This window comes from Rhodopseudomonas pseudopalustris (genome assembly GCF_900110435.1).
In the GTDB taxonomy this organism is placed as follows: domain Bacteria; phylum Pseudomonadota; class Alphaproteobacteria; order Rhizobiales; family Xanthobacteraceae; genus Rhodopseudomonas; species Rhodopseudomonas pseudopalustris.
The window spans coordinates 342,175-368,862 of record NZ_FODT01000002.1 but is presented as its reverse complement, the minus strand read 5'-3'; the positions used below and the strand labels follow the sequence as shown (position 1 = coordinate 368,862).

23 protein-coding genes are annotated in these 26,688 nt (G+C 64.5%); 14 read left to right on the top strand and 9 right to left on the bottom strand.

The features are described 5' to 3' along the window. The first annotated feature begins 95 nt into the window (after positions 1-95). From BMY71_RS05065 to BMY71_RS05025, 9 genes are all read left to right on the top strand, one after another. Entirely contained in the window at positions 96-1,904 is a 1,809-nt protein-coding gene (locus BMY71_RS05065; protein ID WP_092682168.1) for a glucan ABC transporter ATP-binding protein/ permease, read from the top strand. 169 nt (positions 1,905-2,073) lie between these two features. Continuing rightward, positions 2,074-3,543 carry a D-alanyl-D-alanine carboxypeptidase family protein gene (locus tag BMY71_RS05060; RefSeq protein WP_092682166.1) on the top strand — a complete coding sequence of 490 codons (1,470 nt, stop codon included), beginning with the start codon at positions 2,074-2,076 and terminating at the stop codon, positions 3,541-3,543. Between the two features lie 208 nt (positions 3,544-3,751). Next, complete coding sequence (locus BMY71_RS05055; protein WP_092682164.1) at positions 3,752-5,437, top strand: long-chain fatty acid--CoA ligase; 1,686 nt, start codon at positions 3,752-3,754, stop codon at positions 5,435-5,437. Between the two features lie 247 nt (positions 5,438-5,684). Continuing rightward, positions 5,685-7,193 (top strand): M81 family metallopeptidase, encoded by a 1,509-nt coding sequence (locus BMY71_RS05050; RefSeq protein ID WP_092682162.1) that lies wholly within the window; start codon positions 5,685-5,687, stop codon positions 7,191-7,193. 201 nt (positions 7,194-7,394) lie between these two features. Next, entirely contained in the window at positions 7,395-8,378 is a 984-nt protein-coding gene (locus BMY71_RS05045; protein WP_092682160.1) for an alpha/beta fold hydrolase, read from the top strand. A 156-nt stretch (positions 8,379-8,534) separates the two neighbouring features. After that, positions 8,535-9,587: a hypothetical protein gene (locus tag BMY71_RS05040; protein ID WP_092682158.1), complete on the top strand. Its 1,053-nt coding sequence runs from the start codon at positions 8,535-8,537 to the stop codon at positions 9,585-9,587. A 15-nt stretch (positions 9,588-9,602) separates the two neighbouring features. Next, positions 9,603-10,712, top strand: a complete 1,110-nt coding sequence (locus tag BMY71_RS05035) for an AAA family ATPase (RefSeq protein ID WP_092682156.1) — start codon at positions 9,603-9,605, stop codon at positions 10,710-10,712. Continuing rightward, a complete protein-coding gene (locus BMY71_RS05030) occupies positions 10,705-12,081 on the top strand; it encodes a vWA domain-containing protein (protein ID WP_092682154.1) in 1,377 nt (458 codons plus the stop codon). The genes BMY71_RS05035 and BMY71_RS05030 overlap by 8 nt, the downstream gene beginning before the upstream one ends. A gap of 37 nt (positions 12,082-12,118) precedes the next feature. Next, entirely contained in the window at positions 12,119-13,522 is a 1,404-nt protein-coding gene (locus BMY71_RS05025) for a carotenoid oxygenase family protein (RefSeq protein ID WP_092682152.1), read from the top strand. Between the two features lie 107 nt (positions 13,523-13,629). On the opposite strand, the gene BMY71_RS05020 is transcribed toward BMY71_RS05025, so the two are convergent. Then, positions 13,630-14,475 (bottom strand): DUF1194 domain-containing protein, encoded by an 846-nt coding sequence (locus BMY71_RS05020; protein WP_011501738.1) that lies wholly within the window; start codon positions 14,473-14,475, stop codon positions 13,630-13,632. Between the two features lie 223 nt (positions 14,476-14,698). On the opposite strand from BMY71_RS05020, the gene clpS reads away from it, so the two are divergent. Beyond that, positions 14,699-15,004, top strand: coding sequence for an ATP-dependent Clp protease adapter ClpS (clpS, locus tag BMY71_RS05015; RefSeq protein WP_011501737.1), 306 nt, complete (start codon positions 14,699-14,701; stop codon positions 15,002-15,004). Positions 15,005-15,087: 83 nt separating this feature from the next. Here clpS and aroC read toward each other — a convergent pair whose 3' ends face one another. The 3 genes from aroC to fabI all read right to left on the bottom strand — a co-directional run bounded on the left by aroC (position 15,088) and on the right by fabI (position 17,824). Continuing rightward, complete coding sequence (aroC, locus tag BMY71_RS05010) at positions 15,088-16,173, bottom strand: chorismate synthase (RefSeq protein ID WP_092682150.1); 1,086 nt, start codon at positions 16,171-16,173, stop codon at positions 15,088-15,090. Positions 16,174-16,280: 107 nt separating this feature from the next. Continuing rightward, on the bottom strand, positions 16,281-16,874 hold the full coding sequence (locus tag BMY71_RS05005) for a histidine phosphatase family protein (RefSeq protein ID WP_080506357.1): 594 nt from the start codon (positions 16,872-16,874) through the stop codon (positions 16,281-16,283). 131 nt (positions 16,875-17,005) lie between these two features. After that, entirely contained in the window at positions 17,006-17,824 is an 819-nt protein-coding gene (gene fabI, locus BMY71_RS05000) for an enoyl-ACP reductase FabI (protein ID WP_011501734.1), read from the bottom strand. A gap of 203 nt (positions 17,825-18,027) precedes the next feature. Here fabI and BMY71_RS04995 point away from each other — a divergent pair, with 203 nt between their 5' ends. Together BMY71_RS04995 and BMY71_RS04990 are read left to right on the top strand one after the other, a co-directional pair. Continuing rightward, positions 18,028-18,516: a sigma-70 family RNA polymerase sigma factor gene (locus BMY71_RS04995; RefSeq protein WP_041805736.1), complete on the top strand. Its 489-nt coding sequence runs from the start codon at positions 18,028-18,030 to the stop codon at positions 18,514-18,516. Between the two features lie 27 nt (positions 18,517-18,543). Beyond that, positions 18,544-19,317: an anti-sigma factor family protein gene (locus tag BMY71_RS04990; protein ID WP_092682465.1), complete on the top strand. Its 774-nt coding sequence runs from the start codon at positions 18,544-18,546 to the stop codon at positions 19,315-19,317. A 249-nt stretch (positions 19,318-19,566) separates the two neighbouring features. Here BMY71_RS04990 and BMY71_RS04985 read toward each other — a convergent pair whose 3' ends face one another. Both BMY71_RS04985 and BMY71_RS04980 read right to left on the bottom strand, forming a co-directional pair. Beyond that, positions 19,567-20,535 (bottom strand): DnaJ C-terminal domain-containing protein, encoded by a 969-nt coding sequence (locus BMY71_RS04985; RefSeq protein ID WP_092682148.1) that lies wholly within the window; start codon positions 20,533-20,535, stop codon positions 19,567-19,569. Between the two features lie 110 nt (positions 20,536-20,645). Continuing rightward, on the bottom strand, positions 20,646-21,161 hold the full coding sequence (locus tag BMY71_RS04980; protein WP_244525978.1) for an RT0821/Lpp0805 family surface protein: 516 nt from the start codon (positions 21,159-21,161) through the stop codon (positions 20,646-20,648). A gap of 15 nt (positions 21,162-21,176) precedes the next feature. On the opposite strand from BMY71_RS04980, the gene pdxH reads away from it, so the two are divergent. Continuing rightward, entirely contained in the window at positions 21,177-21,815 is a 639-nt protein-coding gene (pdxH, locus tag BMY71_RS04975) for a pyridoxamine 5'-phosphate oxidase (protein WP_092682146.1), read from the top strand. After that, positions 21,812-22,588: an SDR family NAD(P)-dependent oxidoreductase gene (locus BMY71_RS04970; RefSeq protein ID WP_041805181.1), complete on the top strand. Its 777-nt coding sequence runs from the start codon at positions 21,812-21,814 to the stop codon at positions 22,586-22,588. The genes pdxH and BMY71_RS04970 overlap by 4 nt, the downstream gene beginning before the upstream one ends. Before the next feature lie 383 nt (positions 22,589-22,971). Here BMY71_RS04970 and BMY71_RS04960 read toward each other — a convergent pair whose 3' ends face one another. From BMY71_RS04960 to petA, 3 genes are all read right to left on the bottom strand, one after another. After that, on the bottom strand, positions 22,972-23,646 hold the full coding sequence (locus BMY71_RS04960; protein WP_092682142.1) for a dienelactone hydrolase family protein: 675 nt from the start codon (positions 23,644-23,646) through the stop codon (positions 22,972-22,974). Positions 23,647-23,810: 164 nt separating this feature from the next. Then, on the bottom strand, positions 23,811-25,880 hold the full coding sequence (locus tag BMY71_RS04955; RefSeq protein ID WP_092682140.1) for a cytochrome c1: 2,070 nt from the start codon (positions 25,878-25,880) through the stop codon (positions 23,811-23,813). Positions 25,881-25,920: 40 nt separating this feature from the next. Next, complete coding sequence (gene petA / locus BMY71_RS04950) at positions 25,921-26,448, bottom strand: ubiquinol-cytochrome c reductase iron-sulfur subunit (RefSeq protein WP_011501724.1); 528 nt, start codon at positions 26,446-26,448, stop codon at positions 25,921-25,923. Between the last annotated feature and the right edge of the window lie 240 nt (positions 26,449-26,688).

The window sequence follows — 26,688 nt, the reverse complement described above, 5'->3', positions numbered from 1 at the left end:
CGTCCGGAAGATCATCCACCGAAGCTCGCGACACCCCTCATTCCGCTGCGCGGCGAAATGATCTAACCATAAGGTTCCATCGTTCGGGGCGGTCGATGTCGCTGTTTCGTCTTTATACGCGCGTTCTCGAACTGCTCGGCAAGGAGCGGCGTCTCGGCTGGGCCCTGGCGGTCGCCAACTTGCTGCTGGCGACCGCACAATTCGCCGAGCCGGTGCTGTTCGGCCGGATCATCGATGTGATGTCCGGCAATCTCGCAACCGGCGCGCTGGTGCCGGAGACCCGATCGCCGTGGCCGCTGCTCGCCGCCTGGGTCGGCTTCGGCCTGTTCACCATTCTGTGCTCGGCCACCGTCGCGCTGCACGCCGACCGGCTGGCGCATCGGCAGCGCCAGGCGGTGCTGACCAGCTATTTCGAGCATATCCTGCAATTACCGCTGACCTTCCACACCGGCACCCATTCGGGGCGGCTGATGAAGGTGATGCTGCAAGGGACCGACGCTCTCTGGCGCGTCTGGCTCGGCTTCTTCCGCGAGCACTTCGCCGCGATCCTGTCGCTGGTCGTGCTGCTGCCGCTGTCGCTCTACATCAACTGGCGGCTGGCGATTCTGCTGTTTGCGCTGTGCGGGGTGTTCACCGTGCTGACCACGCTGGTGGTGCGCAAGACCTACGGGATGCAGAACGAGGTCGAGGCGCAGTACAGCGACCTGTCGGCGCGCGCGTCCGACGCGCTCGGCAACGTCGCGCTGGTACAGAGCTACGTGCGGATCGACGCCGAGGTCCAAGGCCTGCGCTTCGTCGCCGACAAGCTGCTTGCGGCCCAGATGCCGGTGCTGTCGTGGTGGGCGCTGGTGACGGTGATCACCCGCGCCTCGACCACGATCACCGTGCTGGCGATCTTCTCGCTCGGCATCGCGCTGAACCAGCAGGGCCTCACCAGCGTCGGCGAGATCGTGATGTTCGTTTCGTTCGCGACGCTGCTGATCCAGCGGCTGGAGCAAGTCGTAAGCTTCGTCAACAGCCTGATGATGGAAGCGCCGCGACTGCAGGAATTCATCACCGTGCTCGACGCAGTCCCGGCGGTGCGCGACCGACCGGACGCGATCGATCCCGGCCGCCTCTCGGGCCTGGTCGAATTCCTCGACGTGTCGTTCTCCTATGACGGCAAGCGCCCGGCAATCGAGGATCTATCGTTCACCGTGCTGCCGGGGCAGACCATTGCGCTGGTCGGCGCGACCGGCGCCGGCAAATCGACCGCGATCGCGCTCCTGCATCGTGCATTCGATCCGCAATCGGGCGTCGTCAAGATCGACGGCATGGATGTGCGCGGGCTGACGATGTCGGGCCTCCGGCGCAACATCGGCGTGGTGTTTCAGGAAGCGCTGCTGTTCAACCGCTCGATCGGGGAGAATCTGCGTGTCGGCAAACCCGACGCCACCGATGCGGAATTGCGGCTGGCTGCCGAACGCGCGCAAGCGCTCGACTTCATCGACCGCAACGATCTCGGCTTCGACACCAATGCGGGCGAGCGTGGCCGGATGCTGTCCGGCGGCGAGCGCCAGCGGCTGTCGATCGCCCGCGCATTGCTGAAGGATCCGCCGATCCTGATCCTCGACGAGGCGACCTCGGCGCTCGACGCAGTGACCGAGGCCAAGGTCAATCTCGCGCTCGACGAGGTGATGAAGGGCCGCACCACCTTCGTGATCGCGCACCGGCTATCCACCATCCGACACGCCACGCGAATCCTGGTGTTCGACAACGGCAAGGTGATCGAAAGTGGAACCTTCGACGAACTGGTGGCCCAGCGCGGGCGTTTCGCGGAGTTGGCGCGGGCGCAGTTCATGGTGCAGGAGGAAGCGCGTGCCGCGGTCGCGACCGCAGCCGACGATGCGCCAGTCAGGCTCTGAGCACCGTCGAATTTCGGCCCCTTTCATCCCCGATTAACGCCCGCAAGCTCTGTTCTAAGATCACAAGCCGGTATAGGGTCGGGTCTGCTGGGCCAACGCCTGAACCCGAACGTCAACCCGTAAAGACTTCGTCCGCGACGGACGGATCTCAAGGACCGGAATTCGGATAGTGCACTCTTCCACCCCGCAGCTTCGCAGATCGCCGACACGCTGGATCGCCATCGCCGCCACGCTGATGCTGATGGCGGCGCCGCGGCTCGCTTCCGCGGAAGCGTTGCTGCTGATCGAGGCCGACACCGGCAAGGTGCTGCAGGCAGAGAACGCCACCTACCCGTGGTACCCGGCGTCAGTCACCAAGATCATGACCGCCTACGTCACGCTCAAGGCGGTAAAGGAAGGCCGGCTGACGCTCGACTCGCTGCTGACCGTATCGCCGGTCGCGGCCGCGCAATCGCCGTCGAAGATGGGCTTCCGCCCGGGCACCCAGATCACCGTCGACAACGCGCTGAAAATGATGATGGTGAAGTCGGCCAACGACATGGCCGTCGTGCTGGCGGAAGGCGTCGGCGGTTCGATCGACGGCTTTTCGGCGACGATGAACGCGACCGCACAACGGCTCGGCATGACGCAGACGCACTACGTCAATCCGAACGGTCTTCCCGCCGACGGTCAGGTCACTTCGGCACGCGATCTTGGGATTCTGGCGCGGGCGATGATCCGCGACCTGCCGGAATACGAGTATTTCTCTCACATCCCGGCGATCCGCTTCGGCAAGCGCGTCACGCATAATTTCAACAAGCTGATCGGCCGCTACCCCGGCGCCGACGGATTCAAGACCGGGTTCATCTGCGCCTCCGGCTACAACCTCGTCGCCAGCGCCACCCGCAACGGGCGCCGCCTGATCGCCGTCGTGCTTGGCGCCAATTCCGGTCAGGACCGCGCGGTCAAGGCGGCGCAGCTCCTCGAGCGCGGTTTCTCCGCCAATACGCTGGCGTGGCTGACGCCGTCGCTCGGCACTGTCGACAACCTCGCGCCGATCGACGCGACCCCTCCGAATCTCCGCGAGGAGATGTGCGGACCCAAGCGCAAGCGGCCGGCGAGCGACGAGGACGAGCAGGTCGCCAGCGTCATCGCCAATGGCGAAACCGCGTTGTCGATGTTCTCTCCGCCGGTGCTGCGTCCCGTCGACATGATTGCGGCGGCGCCCGCGCCGACCGAGCCCGTTCAGGTCTACACCGGCCCGACCCGGACCGGCGCAGCCTTGATCGCGGTTGCGGTCAGCGACGCCGAGCAGCAGGCGGCCGAGGGCAGGAACACCAAGAAGACGGCGAAGAAAAAGGGCGCGAAGCCGAAGGACGAAGCCAAGGAAGCGACCGCCGGCGAAAAGCCCGGCAGCCGGACCGCGGTGACCATCGATACCACCAAGCCCAATCCTTCCGGCGCCAAACCTGCAAACGTCAAGCCTGCAAACGCCAAGCCTGCAGATGCCAAGCCCGCCGGCCCCAAGCATGCTCACGCGAAGCCCGAAACCCCGACCGCGGCAAAGCCCGCTGCTGCGCCTAAGCCCAAGCCGGCGACGGCTGCGGTGGCCAAGCCGGCTCCGAAAGGCGCTGCCGGCGAGGTCAAGCCCGGCACCTGACCCAGCGCCAATCCGTCGCGCTATCCCGGCCTTCCGACACCCGCTTGCCGCCGCTGGTCCGCTTGCGTTCAGTCCCGGCTTCGCTCAATACTTAGCTGGCGGGCAAAATCATTAAATTGCCGCGCCTTTCGGCCAATTCGCCGCGACAAGGCGATGTGCGACAATTAATTATGCGGAGCGTAGCGCTCCCGGATGCGAGGAAAAGACCATGGAGCGGAACTGGCTCAAGCACTACCCACCGGGCGTGCCGGCGGACATCGACGTGACGCAATACGCCTCGCTGGTCGACCTGCTCGAGGAGAGCTTCAGAAATTTCGGCGATCGCAAGGCCTTCATCTGCATGGACAAGGCGATCAGCTATCGCGAGCTGGACGAGATGTCGGCCGCGCTCGGCGCCTACCTGCAGGGAAAGGGCCTGCAGAAGGGCGCCCGCGTCGCGCTGATGATGCCGAACGTGCTGCAATATCCGGTCGCGATCGCGGCGGTACTGCGCGCCGGCTTCGCCGTCGTCAACGTCAACCCGCTTTACACTCCGCGGGAGCTCGAGCATCAGCTCAAGGACTCCGGCGCCGAGGCGATCATCGTGCTGGAGAACTTCGCCAGTACCGTCGAACAGGTGATCGCCAAGACCGCCGTCAAACAGATTATCGTCGCCACGATGGGCGACATGCTCGGTTTCAAGGGCGTGATCGTCAATCTGGTGGTGCGCAAGGTCAAGAAGATGGTGCCGGCCTACTCGCTACCCGGCGCGGTGCCTTACAATGACGCGGTTGCCGCAGGCCGCAGCCTGAAGCTCACCAAGCCGACGCTCGGCCCCGACGACGTGGCCTTCCTGCAATACACCGGCGGCACGACTGGCGTGTCCAAGGGCGCGACACTGCTTCATCGCAACGTCGTCGCCAACGTGCTGCAGAACGACGCCTGGCTGCAACCGGCGCTGGCGAAGCCGCCGCATGTCGACCAGTTGTTCATCGTCTGCGCGCTGCCGCTCTATCACATCTTCGCGCTGACCGCCTGCTACCTGCTGGGGATGCGCGCAGGCGGCGTCAACCTGCTGATCCCCAATCCGCGCGACATGCCGGGCTTCATCAAAGAGTTGATGAAGTATCAGGTCAACAGCTTCCCGGCCGTCAACACGCTGTACAATGGCCTGCTGCATTCGCCCGGCTTCGACAAGGTCGACTTCTCCAAGTTGAAGATTTCCAACGGCGGCGGCATGGCGGTGCAGCGGCCCGTCGCCGAAGCCTGGCTGAAGATGACCGGTTGCCCGATCGCCGAAGGATACGGCCTGTCGGAGACCGCGCCGGTGTTGACCTGCAACCCCGCCACCGTCACCGAATTTAACGGCACGATCGGCGTGCCGGTGCCGTCGACAGATATTTCGATCCGCGACGACGAGGGCAAGGAAGTGCCGTTCGGCACCGCCGGCGAAATCTGCGCCAAGGGTCCGCAGGTGATGGTCGGCTACTGGAACAGGCCGGACGAGACCGCGCTGGTGATGACCGCCGACGGCTATTTCCGCACCGGCGACGTCGGCATCATGAGCGAGGACGGCTACACCAAGATCGTCGACCGCAAGAAGGACATGATCCTGGTCTCCGGCTTCAACGTCTATCCGAACGAGGTCGAGGAAGTGATCGCCAGCCATCCCGGCGTGATGGAATGCGCCGTGATCGGCGTGCCCGACAAGCGCACCAGCGAGGCGGTCAAGGCGTTCGTGGTCAAGAAGGATCCCGACCTCACCGCCGAGGACATCATCAAGTTCTGTCACACCCAGCTCACCAACTACAAGGTGCCAAGGCAGATCGAATTCCGAACCTCCCTGCCGAAGACCAATGTCGGCAAGATCCTCCGCCGCGAATTGCGGGACGAGAAGAAGCAGGCGGCGGCCTGATCGTCCGGCGGATCCGGCGCGTACAGCACCGGGTTGAGCAATCATGTCGTTCCGGTTCGCCTGAGGCGCGAACCGGACGCGTCAATGGTCCGGAAGCGTTCCTCGGCGATTGATCAATCGCCGTCAGCTCGATCGCCCTCCGCGATGGCGAAAGGCCCGGCCGTGTGAGACGGCGGGGGGCCTGCTTGCCCCGTAGCGCCTTTCGAATTACCTCTGCGCGCCACGGAACGACAAGAGATCCCCATCCATGACCCGTATCGCCGTCGGCGGCTTCCTGCACGAGACCAACACCTTTGCGCCCACCAAGGCGACCTGGGACGACTTCGTCCATGGCGGAGGCTGGCCGGCGATGACGTTCGGCGCCGACGTGCTCAAGGTGATGCGCGGCATCAATGTCGGCCTCGCAGGTTTCATCGAGGAAGCCGAGATGAAAGGCTGGGAGCTGGCGCCGACGATCGCTTGCGGCGCCAGCCCGTCGGCGCACGTCACCGAGGATGCGTTCGAGCGCATCGTGAAGATCATGATCGATGGCATCAAGGCTGCGGGCCGGCTCGACGCGGTGTATCTCGACCTGCACGGCGCGATGGTGACCGAGCATCTCGACGACGGCGAAGGCGAGATTCTCGCCCGCGTCCGCAAGGTGATCGGCCCCGACCTGCCGCTGGTGGTCAGCATCGATCTGCACGCCAACGTCACGCCGGCGATGATCGCGCACGCCGATGCGCTGATCGCCTATCGCACCTATCCGCATGTCGACATGGCCGACACCGGCCGCGCCTCGGCTCAGCATCTCGATCTCCTTTTTCAAAGCGGCAGAAGGCTCGCCAAGGCGTTTCGGCAACTGCCGTTCCTGATCCCGATCTCCTGGCAATGCACCTTCGACGAGCCGACCAGGGGCATCTACGCGAAGCTCGCCGCGCTGCAGAGCGACGCGGTGCCGTCGCTGTCGTTCGCGCCGGGCTTCCCCGCCGCCGACTTCCCCGATTGCGGCGCCAGCGTGTTCGCCTACGGACGCACGCAAGCCGAGGCCGATGCGGCTGCGGACCAAGTCGCCGCACTGGTGATCGGCCACGAGAACGACTTCGACGGCACGATCTATTCGCCGGATGACGGCGTGCAGCTGGCGATGGAGATCGCGCGCGACGCAACCAGACCGGTGATCATCGCAGATACCCAGGACAATCCCGGTGCCGGCGGCGACTCCGACACCACCGGGATGTTGCGCGCGCTGGTGCGCAACAACGCGAAACGCGCCGCAATCGGCGTGATCTACGATCCTGCTTCGGCGCAGGCCGCGCATCAAGCAGGCGTCGGCGCGACTGTCCAGCTCGCGCTCGGCGGCAAGTCCGGCATCGAGGGCGACGCCCCTTATGAAGCGAGCTTCGTGGTCGAGCGCCTGTCCGAAGGCCGCTTCATTGCGCCCGGCCCATACTTTGGCGGCCGCGAGATGGAGATGGGGCCGTCGGCATGCCTGCGCATCGGCGATGTCCGCGTCGTCGTCTCCTCGCACAAGGCCCAACTGGCCGATCAGGCGATGTATCGCTATGTCGGCATCGAGCCGACCCAACAGGCGATCCTCGTCGTCAAAAGCTCGGTGCATTTCCGCGCCGATTTCCAGCCGATTGCCGAGCGGCTGTTGATCTGCGCCGCGCCGGGCGCGATGCCGGCAGATACCGCGTCATTGCCGTGGACGCGACTGCGCAAGGGCGTTCGTGTCAAGCCGAACGGACAACCATCTTCCGGTCACGACAACTAACTACTCTGTTGACGTCAACCGCGCGTGACTCTTCACGCCCATCGAACAGCTCGCGCTGATCACGATTCGTGGCGCAACGCGCCGAAAAAATATACGCAAATACCATTTTACTAATTAGTTCCATTTTGCTGTTGCATTGATGGAACCGAATGGGCCCACAATATTTGCCCAACCATCTATTGATCTCGAGGAGATTCGCAGATGTCGGTCGTCAGCAATGAAACAACCATACCGAGGAACGCCGAGCAGGGTTATGCACGGTCAAACCTCGCCAACCCGGTGGGCGGCGCACGTGCCGACATCGTCACGAAAGTCGGCCGGCTCGCGACCTACTCGCTCGGCTTGACGTCTAGCGACGATACGACGCGGCCGCTGCTGTTGGTGCACAGCATCAACGCCGCAGGCTCCGCCTTCGAAATCAAAACGCTGTATGATCACTACGCCAAGCATCGCCCGGTTCACGCCGTCGACCTCCCCGGCTTCGGCCAGTCCGACCGCGACGACCGCGAGTATACAGCGCGGCTGATGACCGATGCGGTCCATGCGGCGATCGCACGCGTGCAGGAAGTTCACGGACCGGAGCCGATCGATGTGGTGGCGCTGTCGTTGTCATGCGAATTCGCCGCACGTGCAGCGGCAGAGAAGCCCGACGCGTTCAATACTCTCGGCCTGATCAGTCCGACCGGCTTCGAAGGCAAGGCGCGCGACGAGGCGGAGCCGGCCACGCGTGGCCAATCCTGGTTGCTGAGCACACTGAGATTCAAACTGTGGGATCGAGGCTTCTTCAATCTCTTAACAACGAGGCCGGTGATTCGAAAGTTCCTCGAAAAGGCCTGGGGCTCGAAAGACATCGACGAGTCGATGCTCGATTACGACTACCATACCACCCATCAACCCGGCGCACGCTACGCGCCGTACTACTTTGTTTCCGGCTATATGTTCAGCAAGGATATCCTTCGCATTTACGAATCGCTACGCCTGCCGGTTTGGATGGCGCATGGCGTGCGTGGCGACTTCGTGGATTACCGCCACAAGAGTCGCGTCGCAGGACGCTCGAACTGGACTATCGTAAAGTTCGACGCAGGCGCGATGCTTCACTTCGAAGTTCTGGGTGAGGTCGTCCGTTCATACGATCAGTTTCTGGCGGTGTCAGCGCCGACTGACGCGACTGCCGTGAGCGCCTGACACAGGAAGGAGCGCCGCCGCACGATTATGTGAAGCGACGCTCCCCTCATCGAGGGCGCGGCATGGGTTTTCGAGTTGCATTGAGCAATGCGAACGCTGTTAACTGACAATGCAAGTCATGTGATGAGGCACCGAATTCGGAGGTGTTGAACGCAAATGAACTACGCAAGGCTTCTCACCGGTTCGGCAGGCCTCGACGCGCCGCCGACGCATCCGCTCACGCATCACGAGATCCTGGGCCTGGTGCGCCCGTTCACGCACCGCGGCTTTCATGTCGATCTTGACGCCAGTGAGCGGATCAACCGCCGGCTGATCTTCAAGCCGGTCACGCACAACGAAGCCGACCCAGCCGGCGTTAACGCCTGCGAAGTCCTCCAGCTCGATAATCCGCGGCAGGGCTTCAGTGTGCTCACACGCACACTCACGCACGCTTGCGGCCTGTCGGCGACCCTGGAGACCCAGGGCGAAGATCCCGACGCATTGCTGGCGCGGATCGAGGCCGTGCTGCCGCATCAGCAGTTTCGCTCAGTGGACGGCACGATCGTGGCGCTGAACTATCGGTTGATCCCGAGCGACAGCGGCAAGAACGCCGCCCCGACTGCCGTAACACGCGAGTTGCTGCGCGGCGTGGCCGACATCGCCGGCTTCACACTGGTGCTGCGTCCGGCGCATGTGAAGGGCTACCCCGTCGAGATCGACATCACGCCGAAGGTCGCCGGCGCCGAACTGCCGGAGGATCTGCTCGCGGTTCTCGGCTGGGCCTGGTCGCCGCTGCGCAAGAGCAAGGCCGGCTGGAGCGGCAAGCTCAAGGTGCGCGGCGCTGAGCCGGAACTGAGCCGCGCAATCGAAGCGCGGCTGGAGAAAACGGTCGCGCATCTCACGCATACGCTGACGCAGCCGCCGGCTGCCTATCACGACGCGCTGGCGCGGGCGCGCTGGGTCGTTGCGCTGCGGCGCTCGCTGCCATTGTTGTTCTTCGGCGGCCTAATTCTGGGCGCAGCTGGCTTGACGCTTGTCGAGATCCCGCAGGATTCGATCGTCAACCTGTTGCTGATGGGCGCGCCGCCGCTGTTGATGATCGGCGCATTCGGCATGCGCGATATCCCATCGATGGAGATTCCGCCGCTCCCGCGCCGCATCACGCACGCCGCGTGGCATCCACAGATCGAGACGGCCGCGCCGCAGACTCTCGACGTTCAGCTGACCTAACCGAGGAGCCGATCCATGCACGGCAATCCGATGAACATTCCCCCGGTCTCGATCGCTGCAGCGAAGGCGGCGCTGATCGAACAATATGCCGAGCCGACGCTGCGCCGCCGTGCGTCGATGCTGTGGGGGACCCGCGGGGTCGGAAAGTCGTCGGTCGTGCGCCAGGTCGCCGAGCACTACAAGGTGCCGCTGGTGGATCTGCGCCTCACTACGATCGAGCCGGTCGATATCCGCGGCGCGATCTACGCGGACGAGAACCTCGCCAAAACGGTGTGGTTTCCGCCGGAGTTCCTGCCGTCCGCCGACCAGCCCGAGGGCCTGCTGTTCCTCGACGAGCTGACCGCCGCCGATCAGCGGCTGCAGATTTCGGCCTATTCGCTGATCCTCGACCGCCGCGTCGGCAACTACCAACTGCCGGACGGCTGGCTGGTTGTCGCCGCCGGAAACGCCAGCTTCCACGGCGCGATCAGCCACGATATGGGCACGGCGCTCGCCGACCGCATGTTCCACTTCAACGTGCAGACCGCGATCGACGCCTTCCTCAGCCACGCCATGGCCCGCGACTTCGCGCCGGAAGTGATGGCCTATCTGAAGATCCGCCCGGACAAGCTCGACGATACGCAGGCCCAGCTCGCCGGCGATCATCTGATCGGCGCCAGCCCGCGCGGCTGGGAGGATATCTCCAACGTGCTGAAGTCGGGACTTTCCGATCAGGCCAAGCGGCTGTTCGTGCAGGGCCGGATCGGCGCCGCCAACGCGGCGGAATTCTTCGGGGTGCTGCGCGAGATCAAGGCCGGCACCGACGTGGCGCGTCTGCTCGCGGCACGCCCGGGCCCGGACACCGCAGCGCTTCTCCCCAAAACCCTCGATGCACTGTACGGCATGCTGTACGGGCTGCTCGCGGCCTGCACCGATCAGCCGACGCTGGCGCGCGCGCTCGAAATCATCGAGCAACTCCCCGACATCCGCGGCGCGGTGCCGCTGCCGATCCGCGAGGCGCAGACGCTGGCGATGGAGCTGTTGATACAGCGCGCGCTGGAGAACGGCCTCGAGGCCGCGATCTTCGACAGCCCGGCCTATGCCCGCTACGGCGAGCGCCGGCAAATGGATATGCAGGATGCCTGAGGCCGCTGCGCTGTATTGCCATCGCGGAACACGCGCAATCCAGCGGATGGTGGAGTTCGCGCCATCCACCGGCGGACTCGCGCTATGGGTGCGGCATCAGGACCTGCCGGCCGACAGCGACGTAGCGCCAGTAGCGTTCACCGACGGCACTGTGGTGTATTACGGCGCGGCGTTCGAGCGGCTGGCGCTGCCCGAACAGGTCGGGCTCGTCGCCCACGAGGTGCTGCACATCGCGCTGCGACATCCGCAACGCTTCGTCGAACTGCAGCGCGTGATCGGTGATGTCGACCTCGAATTATTCAACATCTGCGCCGACGCCATCGTCAACTCGACGCTGGCGCATCTGAGCTGGCTGACGCTGCCCGCGAAATCGGTGATGCTGGAGCAGATCCTCGCCAAGGCGCTCAAGCGCGAGCAGGAGGCCGAGGCGGCATTGCTGGAATGGGATGTCGAGAAGCTGTATCGCGCGATCGACGATCGCGACACCGACAGCAACAACGGCAAGTCGAAGTCCGGCAACAAATCTCAGGCGGGCTCCCAGGCCGATGCGTCCGGCTCCGGCGGCCGCGATCAATCCCGGTCGCAATCCAGTTCTGAACAACAAAGCGCCGAGCAGCGCGCCGACGGCGCACGCTCCGCCAAGGTCCGCGAACTCGGCGCCGGAGGCGTTCGCGATCTGGTGCCGAACCCGGAATCGCAATCCGCGCCGGAGCACGAAGCCGAACACGCCCGCGAATGGAGCGAGCGAATCCTGCGCGGCCACGCCGGCGACGGCGCGTTCTCGATGCTGCGCGCGCTGATCGCCGACCTGCCGCACACCCGCACGCCCTGGGCACAAGTGCTGAGGGTGCAACTGGCACGCGGCCTGGCACGAAAGCCGTCACTGACCTGGTCGCGGCCGGCGCGCTCCTACATCGCCAATCAGGGCCGAGCCGGCCAACACCGGATGCCGTTCGAGCCGGGGTTCTGCGCGACCAAGAACGAGCCGCGGCTGGCGCTGATTATCGACGTTTCCGGCTCGATCGATGAAGGGTTGATGGAACGGTTCGCGCGCGAGATCGAGACCATCACGCGGCGGCAGGAAGCAGGGCTGGTGCTGATCATCGGCGACGAGCGGGTGCGGCAGGTGGAATTCTTCGAGCCCGGCCGTCGTTTCGTGCTGAGCGAGATCGAATTCGCCGGCGGCGGCGGCACCGACTTCACCCCCTTGCTCGCCGAAGCCGACCGGCACAGGCCGGACATCGCCGTGGTGCTGACCGACCTCGAGGGTCCGGCGGATTTCAAGCCGCGCTGGCCGGTGATCTGGGCGGTGCCGGAGACGCATAGGAATACGATTCAGCCGTTCGGCCGGCTGCTGACCTTGAACTGATCGCCGCTGCGGCGCGGACCGCAGCCAGGAGCACGACATGCTGCAGGTAACGGGGATTCCGGATGCGTGCGATAATCTTGCACCGATCCCGATGGAATGCGACGCGCCGTCTCTGCCGATCAAAGGCGAGCTGCCGCGCGAGCTGAACGGCACGCTGTATCGCAACGGCGCCAACCCGCAATTCGCTTCGCCGAACGCGCACTGGTTCTTCGGCGACGGGATGCTCCATGCTTTCAGGCTGGAGAACGGCCGCGCCAGCTATCGAAACCGCTGGGTTCGCACGCCGAAATGGCTGGCCGAACATGCCGCCGGTCGGGCGCTCTACGGCGAGTTCAACCTCAAGCTGCCCGACGCGCCGCGCTCGGCGCCCGATGACGGCAACGTCGCCAACACCAACATCGTGTTTCACGCCGGCCGGCTGCTCGCGCTGGAAGAGGCGCATCTGCCGATCGAGATCGAGCGCGACACGCTGGCGACCCGCGGCTATTGCGACTATGGCGGCGCGCTGAAAGGGCCGTTCACCGCGCATCCGAAGATCGACCCGGTGACCGGCGAGATGCTGTTCTTCGGCTACAACGCCGCCGGGCCGCTGAAACGGACGATGTCCTTCGGCGCGATCGATGCGTCGGGTCATGTGACGCGATTCGAGTACTTCAAGGCGCCTTACGCGGCGATGGTGCACGACTTCATCGTCACCGAGAACTACGTTCTGTTTCCGATCCTGCCGCTGACCGGCAGCATCTGGCGGGCGATGCGCGGTCGGCCGCCTTATGCCTGGGACCCCGGTAAGGGCTCCTATGTCGGCGTGATGAAGCGCACCGGCACGACGCGCGACATCCGCTGGTTTCGCGGCGACGCCTGCTTCGTGTTCCACGTCATGAATGCGTGGGAGGACGGGACAAAGATCGTCGCCGACGTGATGCAATCCGAGGAAGCGCCGCTGTTCACCCATCCCGACGGCCGCCGCACCGATCCCGAGAAGGGCCGCGCGCGGCTGTGCCGCTGGAGCTTCGACCTCGCCGGCAACACCAATGCCTTCAAGCGCAGCTATCTCGACGACATCAGCGGCGAATTCCCGCGGATCGACGAGCGCCGCGCCGGCCTGCGCAGCGGCCACGGCTGGTACGCCTGCGCCAGCCCGGAGACGCCGATGCTCGGGATGCTCACCGGACTCGTGCATGTCGACGGCAACGGCCATCGTCGCGCGCGCTATCTGCTGCCAACCGGCGACACCATCGGCGAGCCGGTGTTCGTGCCGCGCAAGCCGGATTCAGCCGAAGCCGATGGCTGGCTGCTGACCGTGATCTGGCGCAGCTGCGAAAACCGCAGCGACCTCGCGGTGTTCAACGCCGCCGACATCGCCGGCGGCCCGATCGCCTTGGTGCAACTCGGCCACCGCGTCCCGGACGGCTTTCACGGCAATTGGGTGGCGGCGGGGTGATGGCAACGCGCTGTTCATCGCGTCGTCCCGACAACCTCGGGCTTCCGCTTTGCGCTGCGCGCGCCCCGGAATAACCTTCCATCTTCTACCGGGGAGAAGATGGAAGGTCACCGCCCCCATCTATCCTGCCAGATCTTCTCGCCCACCAGACACGACACCCGCGGCGTCTGCGCCCTGTCGGCGACCGGGACGATGCGGTGTGGCGGGGTGCGGCCGGCAACTTCCATCACGAGTTTGGTGCGGATCGCTTCCTTGAACTTGTCGCGGCTCTTGATCGTCACCACGAACGAACCGGGACCACCGATCACGCAATCCTCGTAGTAATAATCGAGGTTCTCGATATCCATCGTCGAGTAGGATGGCTCCTTCACCATGATCGGCAGGCCGTTGATGACGACGCCTTTTTCGACAGCGGCGTCGCGCGCCAGCGTCACCGGCTCGCCGTTATTGTTAGGCCCGTCGCCTGAGATGTCGATGACGCGACGCAGCCCGTGATAAGCGTTCTGCTCGAACAGCGGCATCGCGAAGTTGATCGCGCCTGAGATCGAGGTGCGCGACGCCCGCCGCAGCGGCGCGTTCATGATTTCGGTAGCGACCGCATCGGCCGATTCCGGCCCGTCGATCAGTTGCCACGGCAGAATGATTTTCTGATCGCTCGCCGCCGCCCATTCGAAATAGGTCACGGCAATGCGGCCGTTCGGCCCGGTCTTCAACGTCTTCATGAAGTCGCTGGAGCGTAGCGCCTCGGCGTAGCCTTCGCGCTGCACCGCGAGTTCGTCGACATCCATCGAGTAGGAGACATCGACCGCAAGCACCAGTTCGACATCCACCGCCATGGCGTCGTCGTTGCGATCGGCGATCGGCGCCGCCCGGTTCGGCGCGGCGAGTCCCCCGACCATGCCGGCCGCTGAGACGGCGGCAACCACCGCTCCGATCGAGACCCACCAGCGCATCGTGCGCCCTCCGGTCGAGGATACATGATCGTGTCACGCTATGCTGACGACGAAAAGCGGCAAAGCCGGTTCCGCCGCGATCACGTTTCAGTCAGTAACAACAATAGTGAAAGCGCCGGAAAATGACGCGCTGCACCGAAACTGCGCAGATCGCCGAGCGACCGTGGGTTTCCTGATCCCAGCCGAGGCTGTAAACTACCAGCGATCAGCACCGGTTCAACGCATGGGCAAAATCGTCACCAAGCCGTCGACCAAGGCCAAGCCGAAGCTCGAGCGGCCCAAACTGCACAAGGTGATCCTCGTCAACGACGACTTCACGCCGCGCGAGTTCGTCGTGATGATCCTGAAGGCCGAGTTCCGGATGACGGAGGAACAGGCCTACAAAGTGATGCTGACCGCGCATCAGCGCGGCGTCTGCGTCGTCGCGGTGTTCACGAAGGATGTCGCAGAGACCAAAGCCACCCGCGCCACCGACGCCGGCCGCGTCAAGGGCTATCCACTGCTATTCACCACCGAGCCGGAGGAATAGCGGCGAACGATAGATCGGCTGCATCGCGCTGGCTGAGTGAGGATGACGCAGCGAGGCTTCCAGGGTGAACGCTCAGCGCAGAGCTAGCCCACCTGGCCGCGATGGCGCAGCAGATGATCGGCCAGCACGCAGGCGACCATCGCCTCGCCGACCGGCACCGCGCGGATACCGACGCAGGGGTCGTGACGGCCCTTGGTGAGGATGTCGGTGTCATGGCCTTCGCGATCGACGGTCCTGCGCGGCGAAAGGATCGACGAGGTCGGCTTCACCGCGAACCGCGCCACCACCGGCTGGCCGGTGGAGATGCCGCCGAGAATGCCGCCGGCGTGGTTCGAGAGAAACGCTGGGCCGTGATTGCCCATCCGCATCTCGTCAGCGTTCTCCTCGCCGGTCAGCGCGGCAGTGGCAAAGCCGTCGCCGATCTCGACGCCCTTGACCGCGTTGATACTCATCAGCGCCGCGGCGAGGTCGCCGTCGAGCTTGGCGTAGATCGGCGCGCCGAGCCCGGCGGGCACGCCCTCGGCGATCACCTCGATCACCGCGCCGATCGACGAGCCGCTCTTGCGGATGCCGTCGAGATAGGCCTCCCACACCGAAGCGGCGTCCTTGTCGGGGCAGAAGAACGGATTGTTGCCGATCTCGTCCCAATCCCACTTCTCGCGATCGATCTTGTGCGGCCCGATCTGCACCAGCGCGCCACGCACACTCATGCCGGCGATCACTTTTCGCGCAATCGCCCCAGCGGCGACCCGGCTCGCGGTCTCCCGCGCCGAGGAACGGCCGCCGCCGCGATAGTCGCGGATGCCGTATTTGGCCTCATAGGTGAAGTCGGCGTGGCCGGGCCGATACTTGTCCTTGATGTCGGAATAGTCCTTCGAGCGCTGGTCGGTGTTCTCGATCATCAGCGCGATCGGCGTGCCGGTGGTGACCTGCGCGCCGGACTCCGGATGCGCCATCACGCCGGACAGGATCTTCACCTGATCGGCTTCCTGGCGCTGGGTGGTGAAGCGCGATTGGCCGGGCCGGCGGCGGTCGAGATCGCCCTGGATGTCGGCCTCGGTCAGCGGGATCAGCGGCGGGCAGCCGTCGACCACGCAACCGATCGCCACCCCATGGCTCTCGCCGAAGGTGGTGACGCGAAACATGTGGCCGAATGTATTGAAGGACATGGGACAGCCTGCGCGAAGGGTTGAGGGGTGTGGTAACGCGCCGGAAACGGGTGGTCAAACAAGCCCGCTGTCACCTTCTCCCCTCGTGGGCGACGGTTCAAACGGGGTCAGCGCACGATCGTCAGCCCGCCGTCGCGGAACACATAGAGTGCGCCCTGCTCGATCAGCCCTTCCAACGCCTCCGCCGGCGATTTCAGGCCGAGCGCCACCATCAGCGTCCGCGCGGTGCCGACATGGCCAACCGCCACCGTGTCGTTTGTCAACGCGCCGGTCCAGTCGGCGATAAAGGGCAGCCGGTCGGCGTAGCTCTCGCCGCGCAGGGGCGCCACGGCCCAGCGATCGGCCAGACGTGCGGCGTGGATTTCCGAGTTGGACTGCTCCATCTGCGCCAGCGTGAACCCCTCCCAGGCGCCGTAGGTGATCTCGCGCAGCCGGTCGTCGGTGGTGTAATCCTCCGCCGGCAGGCCGAGCGCAACGCGCAGCAGCTCCATGGTGACGCGAGCGCGGCTGAGCGGGCTCGCGACATAAGACAGGCTCGCGGCGTCGCGGCCGTCGCGGGTCAGCAGATCGCGCAGCAGTTGGCCGGCCGCGCTGGCCTGCGCGCGCCCGATGTCGTTCAGCGGAATGTCCTGCGTGCCCTGAAATCGACCGGTGGCATTCCAGTCGGTCTGGCCGTGGCGGATGTAGTAGATGGTGGGCATGATCAGCCTGTGCAAAGCCGTCGTCCCAAGGTGCCAGCATGAGCGAGCTCGAAGGGCGACGGCAGCCGCGATGTCAGCCTTCGAGGAGCGCCCTTCGGACGCGCGCCTCCGGATGACGGCGGAGCGCTTCCTCAGTCCTTCGCCAAGGTGATGTCCGGCGCGTCGGGTCGCTTCATTCCGACGACGTGGTAGCCGCAATCCACGTGGTGCACTTCGCCGGTGACGCCGCGCGACAAGCCCGAGAGCAGATACAAGGCGCTGTCGCCGACTTCCTCGATCGTCACCGTCCGGCGCATCGGCGAATTGTACTCATTCCACTTCAGGATGTAGCGGAAATCGCCGATCCCCGACGCCGCCAGCGTCTTGATCGGGCCGGCCGAGATGGCGTTGACGCGGATGTTCTTTTCGCCGAGGTCGGCAGCGAGATAGCGCACACTGGCTTCCAGCGCGGCCTTGGCGACGCCCATCACGTTGTAATGCGGCATCCATTTCTCGGCGCCGTAATAGGTCAGCGTCAGGATCGAGCCGCCATCCGGCATCAACTTCTCGGCCCGCTGCGCGATCGCTGTCAGCGAATAGCAAGAGATCAGCATGGTCTTGGAAAAATTATCGGCGGTGGTCTCGACATAGCGCCCGTCGAGCTGGTCCTTGTCGGAGAACGCGATGGCGTGGACCACAAAGTCGATCTTGCCCCACTTCGCCTTCAGCTCGTCGAACACCGCGTCGATGGTCGCCGGTTCGGTCACGTCGCAATGCCCGACCAAAATACCCTCGAGTTCGGCCGCCAGCGGCGTGACCCGCTTCTTCAGCGCGTCGCCTTGCCAGGTCAGCGCGATCTCTGCGCCGTGGGCGCGGCACGCCTTGGCGATGCCCCAGGCGATCGACCGATTGTTGGCCACGCCCAGAATCACACCACGCTTGCCGTGCATCAGACCTGAATCGGTCACCATTTCATATCCTATCGCCTTGATCAGGCTTTGGACCTACACCAGCGGCCGGGCTGGGTACAGCCCCCATGTTCGCTGCAAATTCAGCGATTTCGCGCAATCCTGGCGCGATGGAATAGGCGCCGCACGGCGGTGTTATGATTCCCGGCGCTGCTGCCGTCGCCGAGACACCGCCGCGCGGCAGGCAAGTCCGGGCGAACAGAGCCATGAACGATTTTCGCGACGGCGTCGAAGAGTTGATTCCCGCGCTGCGGCGGTACGCCCGCGCGCTGGCGCGCGACGCCGATATTGCGGACGATCTGGTGCAAGACACGCTGGTGCGGGCGCTGCGCTCGGAAAAGTTGTTTCACGGCGGCGATCTGCGGAGCTGGCTCTATACCATTCTGACCAACCTCAACCGCAACCGCCGCCGTGCACTGGCGCGCCGTCCGCCATTGCTGCCGCTGAACGACACCGGCGCGGACGCCAGCGGCACCGAAGCGGAGGGCGGCGACATCGCGCGCGCGCTGGCGACGCTGGTCGAAGAGCAGCGGGCGGTGCTACTGCTGGTTGTTCTGGAGGGGCTTAGCTACCGCGAGATCGCGGACATCCAGCGCGTGCCGATCGGCACGGTGATGTCCCGCCTTGCCCGCGCCCGCGCCCACATCCGCGCCACCCTCGCAGGCGAACGGCCGATGCTCAAGCGGGTGAAATGAGACAGTAAATGCAGAAGACGAATGGCCATGACTGACCCCAAGATTCCCGTGACCGAAGACGAACTGCATGCCTATGTCGACGGCGAACTGCCGGACGAGCGGCACGGTGACGTCGAAGCCTGGCTGTCGTCGCATCCGGCGGATGCGGAACGCGTGGCGTCGTGGCGCGCGATAGCGGAGGCGCTGCACGCACGCTACGATCAGGTGTTCGACGAGCCGGTGCCGCCGCGCCTGCAGATCGACCGGCTGACCAACCGCCCGCCGCGGCGCTGGATCGCCGGCGCAATCGCGGCAACGCTCGCGGCGTTCATCGCCGGCGGCGGAGCCGGTTGGTTCGCCCACGGCGCAGCCGCGACACCGAGCATTTTCCGCAACTTCACCGTCGATGCGCTGGACGCGCACCGGCTCTACGTCGTCGAGGTTCGCCACCCCGTCGAGGTCGAGGGCTCCGAACGCGCCCATCTGCAGCAATGGCTGTCGAAGCGCGTCGGCTATGTGGTGAGGGCGCCCGAGCTCGACGGCGCCGGGCTGAAGCTGGTCGGCGGGCGGCTATTGCCCGGACCCGACGCGCCGGCGGCCTTCCTGATGTATGAGAGCGCCAGCGGCGAGCGCTTCACGCTGTACACCTCGCGCGCCAAAACCGACGCGACGCAGATGCGCTACGCCAGCGATGATCGCGACGGCGCGCTGTTCTGGACCGACCGCGGCGTTGGCTATGTGCTGTCGGGCCCGACCGACAGGGACCGATTGAGCGAAGTAGCGAAGCAGGTCTATGAGCAGACCGACAAGAGCGGCGGTTAGTTGGCAATCAGTTGGAGCCGGCGGGCACTATTGACTTAGCAATCATCGTCGTCCCAATTTCGACATCGATAATCGCGGTTTCCAACATGGACGCGCCTCACTATCGTCCGATGAACTCAGGATGTTTGATCCGCGTCTGATCCGCCGATCGACGCACAGCGGCCTTGGCCGGGGTTGCGCTGATCCCCCGCGCCGAGGCCGCTCCCCTTTTGGCCGGGCCACGCCACCGTCTTCCAGCCGATCCGGCAGTTATTTGAGGTCGCTGCGCGGGTGATACGGATGGCCGTCGCGCCATTTCTGCATCAGCGCCTCGAGCTCGGCATCGTGGCCGTCCGGCAGCGTGATCCGCGTGGTGACGAACAGGTCGCCGGTCGCGCCGTTCTTCAGCAACCCCTTGCCCTTGAGCCGGAAGGTTCTCCCGCTCGAGGTGTTCTTCGGGATCGACAGTTCGATTGCGCCGGTCAGCGTCGGGACGCGAACCTTGGCGCCGAGCACCGCCTCATACAGCGTGATCGGCAGCTCCAGCCGCAGATCAGTGCCCTCGACCTTGAAGTGCGGATGCGGGGCGTAGTTGACGGTGATCAGCAGATCGCCGGCGCGATGGCCGGGGGCGCTATCGCCCTGCCCTTTCAGCCGGATCTGCTGGCCCGAACTGACGCCAGCCGGAATCTTGACGTTGAGCTCTTTGCCGGTCGGCAGCCGGACGCGCTTCTCGGTGCCTTGGGCCGCCTCTTCCAGCGTCACCGTCATCGCGACGGTCTGGTCGAGATCGGGAGCGAAGCCGCCGGTGTCGAAATCGAACCCCTGGGGGCCGCCGCGCGGGCCGCCGCGCATGCCGGCCGCACCACCGAACATCGAGTTCAGAATGTCCTCGAAGCCTGCGCCGCCCGCGCCAGCGAATCCGCCGCCACCGCTTCGGAAATTGTGCTCGAAGCCACCGCCGGGCCCGCCTGCACGCCCACCGCGTCCGCCGCCGGGAAAGCCCTGGAAGCGCGGCTTGCCCTCGGCGTCGATCTCGCCTCGGTCGAACTGTTTGCGTTTGGTCTCGTCGCCGACGATCTCGTTGGCGGAATTGACTTCGGCGAAGCGGGCAGCAGCCTTCGGATCGTTCTTGTTGGCGTCGGGGTGATGCTTCTTGGCCAGCTTGCGATAGGCGCTCTTGATCGCCGCAGCGCTGGCGTCCCGCTGCACCCCCAGGACCTCATAGGGGTCGCGCATCCGTCTCGTCTCCTTCAAGGAATTCGAACCCTGGGCAGAACGCCCATTGGCGTTTCATCTGGGGTTTTTGTGTCGCTTTTGCAACCGCTTTCGGCCGCCTTCGCGGCGCGTCAGCTGCGCCGCCAGGGCTTCAGCGAGCGGATTTCCCAATGCCCTTGCGCCGAGCGGCACGCCGCACCTTGCATCCAGCTCTCCGACCTGTCTTTGACGTAGCTCGCAAGAAAGTCGCGGCAGGATTGTCCATCGCTGGTGTAGGCGGCGGCGATCGGCGTCACCGAACCGCGCGCACCGGTGGCCGGATTCTCCCAGGGCTGGCTCGAATCCTTGTCGCCTTTGGTCAGCACGTCGGACGCGGCAATGCGCGCCATTGCCAGATCCGCCTCGGTTGGGCCGTTATCGGAAGACGGCGCCAAGGCGCGGATGGAGCCGGTGAAGTCGTTGCTTTCCATTTGGGCAAAAGCTGCATCCTTACCCCCGACACTGCAGCCGCCGAGTCCCGGCCCCATTAGAATCGCTATCATCGCCGCGGATGGGGCGATCGCCGATAGGCCAACGCGGTTGCGTGCCCTATATAGGTCTGACCTATACAGAGTTCCCAGCGCGTTTCGGACCGTGGTGAAGCACAAGTCGGATTTCCTCGCATGAGCGATACCTCCATCCAACAACAGAGTCAGTTAACGTCCGGTGATTTCACCGCGGCGGAGAATCCATTTGCGTTGTTTGCTGAGTGGTTTGCAGATGCGAATGAATCCGAACTTAACGATCCGAACGCGATGGCGCTGGCCACGGTCGACCCCGACGGTCTGCCGGATGTCCGGATGGTGCTGATGAAGGGCTACGACACTGACGGCTTCGTGTTCTACAGCCACATCGCCAGCCAGAAGGGTCGCGAGCTTGCCGCCAACCCAAAGGCGGCGCTGCTGTTTCATTGGAAGTCGTTGCGGCGTCAGGTTCGCATTCGCGGCGCGGTGTCTGCGGTAACCGAAACCGAAGCCGACGACTACTTTGCCACCAGGCCGAAGCAGGCGCAGATCGGCGCCTGGGCTAGCAAACAATCGCAGCCGCTGGAGAGCCGCTTCGCCTTCGAGCAGGCGATCGCCAAGGTGGCTGCGCGCTATCTGGTCGGCCAGGTTCCGCGCCCGCCGGGCTGGAGCGGCTGGCGGATCACGCCGTTGCGCTTCGAGTTCTGGCACGACCGCCCGTTCCGCCTGCACGACCGGATCGAATTCAGCCGGGATACCCCGGCCCAACCCTGGATCAAGACAAGGCTGTATCCATGAGCCCCGACACCGCGAAGCCGCGCGCGCCCGACAGCAATGCGCAGCGCCGGACCATGATTTTGACCGGCGCCAGCCGCGGCATCGGCCACGCCACGGTGATCCGCTTCTCCAGCGCCGGCTGGCGGGTGATCACCTGCTCGCGCCACCCCTTCCCCGAGGAATGCCCTTGGGGCGCTGGCCCTGAGGATCACATCCAGATCAATCTCGGCGACCGCGACGATACGTTGCGCGGCATCGCGGAAATCCGCGAACGCCTCGACGGCGATCAGCTCCACGCTCTGGTCAACAATGCCGCGATCTCGCCGAAAGCCGCCGGCGGCGGCCGGCTCGGCTCGATCGACACCGAAATGGACACCTGGGAACACGTATTCCACGTCAACTTCTTTGCGCCGATCATGATGGCGCGCGGACTGATCGCGGAACTCAAGGCGGCGAAAGGCTCGGTGGTGAACGTCACCTCGATCGCCGGCTCGCGGGTGCATCCTTTCGCGGGGGCGGCCTACGCCACCTCCAAGGCAGCGCTGGCCGCGCTGACGCGTGAGATGGCGTCGGATTTCGGCCGCATCGGCGTTCGCGTCAACTCGATCGCGCCGGGCGAGATCGACACCTCGATCCTGTCGCCGGGCACCGAAAAGATCGTCGAAGAAGACATCCCGTTGCGTCGGCTCGGCACCCCGGACGAAGTCGCCAAGATCATCTACGTTTTGTGCACGGAGACGTCGTCTTACGTGAACGGCGCCGAGATCCACATCAACGGCGGCCAGCACGTGTAGCGAGGTCGCCGCTCTCCTGTCAGTAGCGGGGCGAGCGATCGCCCCGCTTTTTTTTGTTTGGTCGTTGTCGATCAATCGAAACGGATGCGGCGCGGCGACCGCCCACGGAACGGTCTCTGCAGACCGATGCCGGCGCTCGAACAATCATCCTCGGAATCGTCGTCGAGCAGCGCCGCGCCGCAGTGACGGCAGAAGCGGCCGCTCATCGCTGTTGCCTGACTCGGTCGCTGAGTTCGCTGATAGTCCGCGAAGTCGATGACGTTGCGACCTGGTGTTACAACTCTCTCAACCATTGCTGTCCTCGTACATTTGACAGCCTTATCGCAGCAAACCCTTCTTCCAAGTCTTCAGGCGACCGCTCAAATTTTAGAGGCAACGGCGGATCAGCCGAGATGCTTTCCAAAGAATGCAGTGGCGCGCGACCACGCGAGTTCCGCGGCTTCGCGATCATGCACCGCAGCGCGCTGCTCGTTGACGAAGGCATGGTCGGCTTCATAGCGGAACAATTCCGCAGTCTTGCCGGCCTCTGTCAGTCCCTTCTCGAAGGCGTCGACGACTTGAGGCGTGCACCAATCGTCGCGGTTGGCGAAATGGCCCTGCAGCGGAACCCGCACTTCCGAGGGTTTGGCCGCCTGTTCCGGCGGAATGCCGTAGAACACAACCGCGGCGCTGAGTTCGGGGATCTTGCACGCGCCGATGACGGTGACTGCGCCACCAAGACAGAAACCGGTGAGGCCGACCTTGGCGCCGTTGCGCGCGAGATAGGCCACCGCACCGCGCACGGTCTGCGTCGTCGCATCGATGAAATCGAGCGAGCTCATCTCTTTGTTGGCTGCGTCCGTGTCGTGATAGGGCACGACCTTGCCGTTATAGAGATCGGGCGCGAGCGCATCGAAACCGGCCAGAGCGAACCGGTCGGTCAGGCCCTTGATCTGCTCGGACAACCCCCACCATTCCTGGATCACGACGACGCCGGGCGCATTGCCGCGCGCGGCGTTGGCCAGATAGCCGCTGGCGTCCTGACCGTCGGGACGTTTGAAGGTGATGATCGTGCCCATGATTCCTCCGCTTGAGTCGCACATCGTTGCGAACATTGTGTCCGCACTGACTGCGAGATGCAATCGCCGGAGGTGCAGCCACACATCGCGGCTCGACGCAACAAAAAAGCCCCCGAAGGGGCTTTCTGTCACGCGATCGTCGTCTGATCTCTCGTCGTTCGCGCTCAGTGCGCGTTCGACCAGACCTTGCGCTTGGTGAAGTACAGCAGACCGCTGAGAATGATCAGGAAGATCATGACCTGCAGACCAAGGCGCTTGCGGGCTTCGAGATGCGGCTCGGCGGCCCACATCAGGAACGACGTGATGTCCTTGGCGTATTGCTGAACCGTCTGGGGGCTGCCGTCGTCATAGGTCACCTGCCCGTCCGAAATCGGGGGCGGCATCTTGATCGAATGGCCGGGATACCACTTGTTGTAGTACGACCCGTCCGGCAACGAGAACCCTTCCGGCGGCGTATCCAGATAGCCCTGCAGCAACGCGTCGATGTAGTTCGGGCCCTGCTCCTGGAACTGGGTGAACAGGTCGAATGCGAACTGGGGGAAGCCACGCGGATAGGAGCGAGCCTTCGCAAGCAGCGACATGTCCGGAGGAACCGCGCCGCCATTGGCCGCGCGCGCCGCCTGCTCGTTCGGGAACGGCGAGTGGAAGGCGTCGGCGAGCCGGCCGGGGCGCTCGAACATTTCGCCGGCGTCGTTGGGGCCGTCCTTGATCGAGGCTTCGGCGGCGATCGCCTTGGCCTGATCCAGGGTGAAGCCGGGGCCGCCCGGCTCGGCGAGGTTGCGATATTGCAGCAACTTCAGCGAGTGACAGGCCGAGCAGACTTCCTTGTAGACCTTGAAGCCACGCTGCAATTGGGCGCGATCGTACTTGCCGAACGGGCCAGCAAAACTCCAGCTCAGCGAGGGCGGGCTCTCGCCGCCTTCCCCCGCCTTGGCGCTCTGCACGCCGCCGAACATCATGGATCCGGCCAACACCACGGCGAACAGGCTCGCCGCCGTCGTGCCAATCACCTTGCCCTTGTTCAGCACGTCTTCAGAGATCGAGTTCGGAAGCGGCAGGGTCTTCTCGACCCGTGACAGCATCGGCAGCACGATCAGGAAGTAGGCGAAGTAGAAGAAGGTGAAGACGCGGGCAAGCATAGTGTAGATGCCTTCCGCCGGCTTGGAGCCGAGCCACCCCAGAACCAGGCAGCAGACCACGAAGCCCCAGAAGAACCGCTTCGCCAGCGGACGATAGCGGGACGAACGCACCTTCGAGCTGTCGAGCCAGGGCAGGAACAGCAGGACGATGATCGCGCCGAACATCGCAACGACGCCCATCAGCTTGTCCGGGATCGAGCGCAGGATCGCGTAGAACGGCAGGTAGTACCATTCAGGCACGATGTGCGGCGGGGTCACACCCGGGTTCGCCGGAATGTAGTTGTCGGCTTCGCCGAGATAGTTCGGCATGTAGAAGATGAACCACGAGAAGAAGATCAGGAAGCAGGACATGCCGAACACGTCCTTCAACGTCGCGTACGGCGTGAACGGGACGGTGTCCTTCTCGGTCTTCGGTTCGACGCCGGCCGGGTTGTTCTGGCCGGTGACGTGCACCGCCCAGATGTGCAGCACGACGACGCCGACGATCACGAAGGGCAGCAGGTAGTGCAGCGAGAAGAAGCGATTCAGCGTCGGGTTGCCGACCGAATAGCCGCCCCACAGCAGCGTCACGATGCTGTCGCCGACGAACGGGATCGCCGAGAACAGGTTGGTGATCACGGTGGCGCCCCAGAAGCTCATCTGGCCCCACGGCAGCACGTAGCCCATGAAACCGGTCGCCATCATCAGCAGGTAGATGATCACGCCGAGGATCCACAACACTTCGCGCGGCGCCTTGTACGACCCGTAATACAGGCCGCGGAACATGTGAATGTAGACCGCGATGAAGAACATCGACGCGCCGGCGGCGTGCATGTTGCGCAGCAGCCAGCCGTAGTTGACATCGCGAACGATGCGCTCGATCGAGTCGAAGGCCATGTCGACGTGCGGCGTGTAGTGCATCGCCAACACAATGCCGGTGATGATCTGCAGCGCGAGCATCATCGAAAGAATGGCGCCGAACGTCCACCAGTAGTTCAGGTTCCGCGGCGTCGGCCACGCAATGAACGATGAGTGAACAAAGTTCCCGATTGGCAGGCGCTGTTCAAGCCACTTCATCCAAGGACTTTGTGGCTGATAGGTCGAGGGTCCGCTCATGATGCGATCCTAGTAAGCGATGTGGCGACGCGACTGAGCGTCAGCCGATCTGGATTTTGGTGTCGGAGACGAATTGATACGGCGGGACCGGCAGGTTCGCCGGGGCCGGCCCTTGGCGGATTCGGCCGGAGGAATCGTATTGCGAACCGTGGCAGGGGCAGAAAAAGCCGTCGAACAGGCCTTCATGCGCGATCGGAATGCAGCCAAGGTGAGTGCAGATGCCGACCACGACAAGCCACTGCTCGTAGCCTTCCTTGGTGCGGTCCTGATCGGTCTGCGGGTCGGGCAATGCCGACAGGCTCACCGAACGCGCTTCTTCGACCTGCTTCTTGGTGCGGTTCATGATGTAGATCGGCTTGCCGCGCCAGAACACTTTGATGTCTTGACCCTCAGCGATCGGGGTCAGATCGACTTCGATCGGCGCGCCGGCGGCGATCGTCGATGCGTCTGGGTTCATCTGCGAGATGAACGGCCACACGGTCGCAGCTGCGCCGACTGCAGCCACGGCGCCGGTTGCGATGTAGAGAAAATCACGGCGTGTCGGTTCCGCCGAAGTCTCTGTCGTCACGATCCAAAGCCCTTTCATATCTGCGGCCGGCGAAGCGGTCTCGGCAAGATGCGAAACGATCGCCCGAGGGAAGGCCGCCGGAGTCCGCAGCCCACGCACCCCTTGGCTGCTTGACGCAAGCCGGTCGGGAAGAAACAGACAGTCCAGAATCGATCTATTGGCACCCTTGCCGGTAGAGCGCAAGCCCGCCAACGGCTATTCAGCGCGGCTCATAAAATTCCCGCGAATTGTCATGTCACA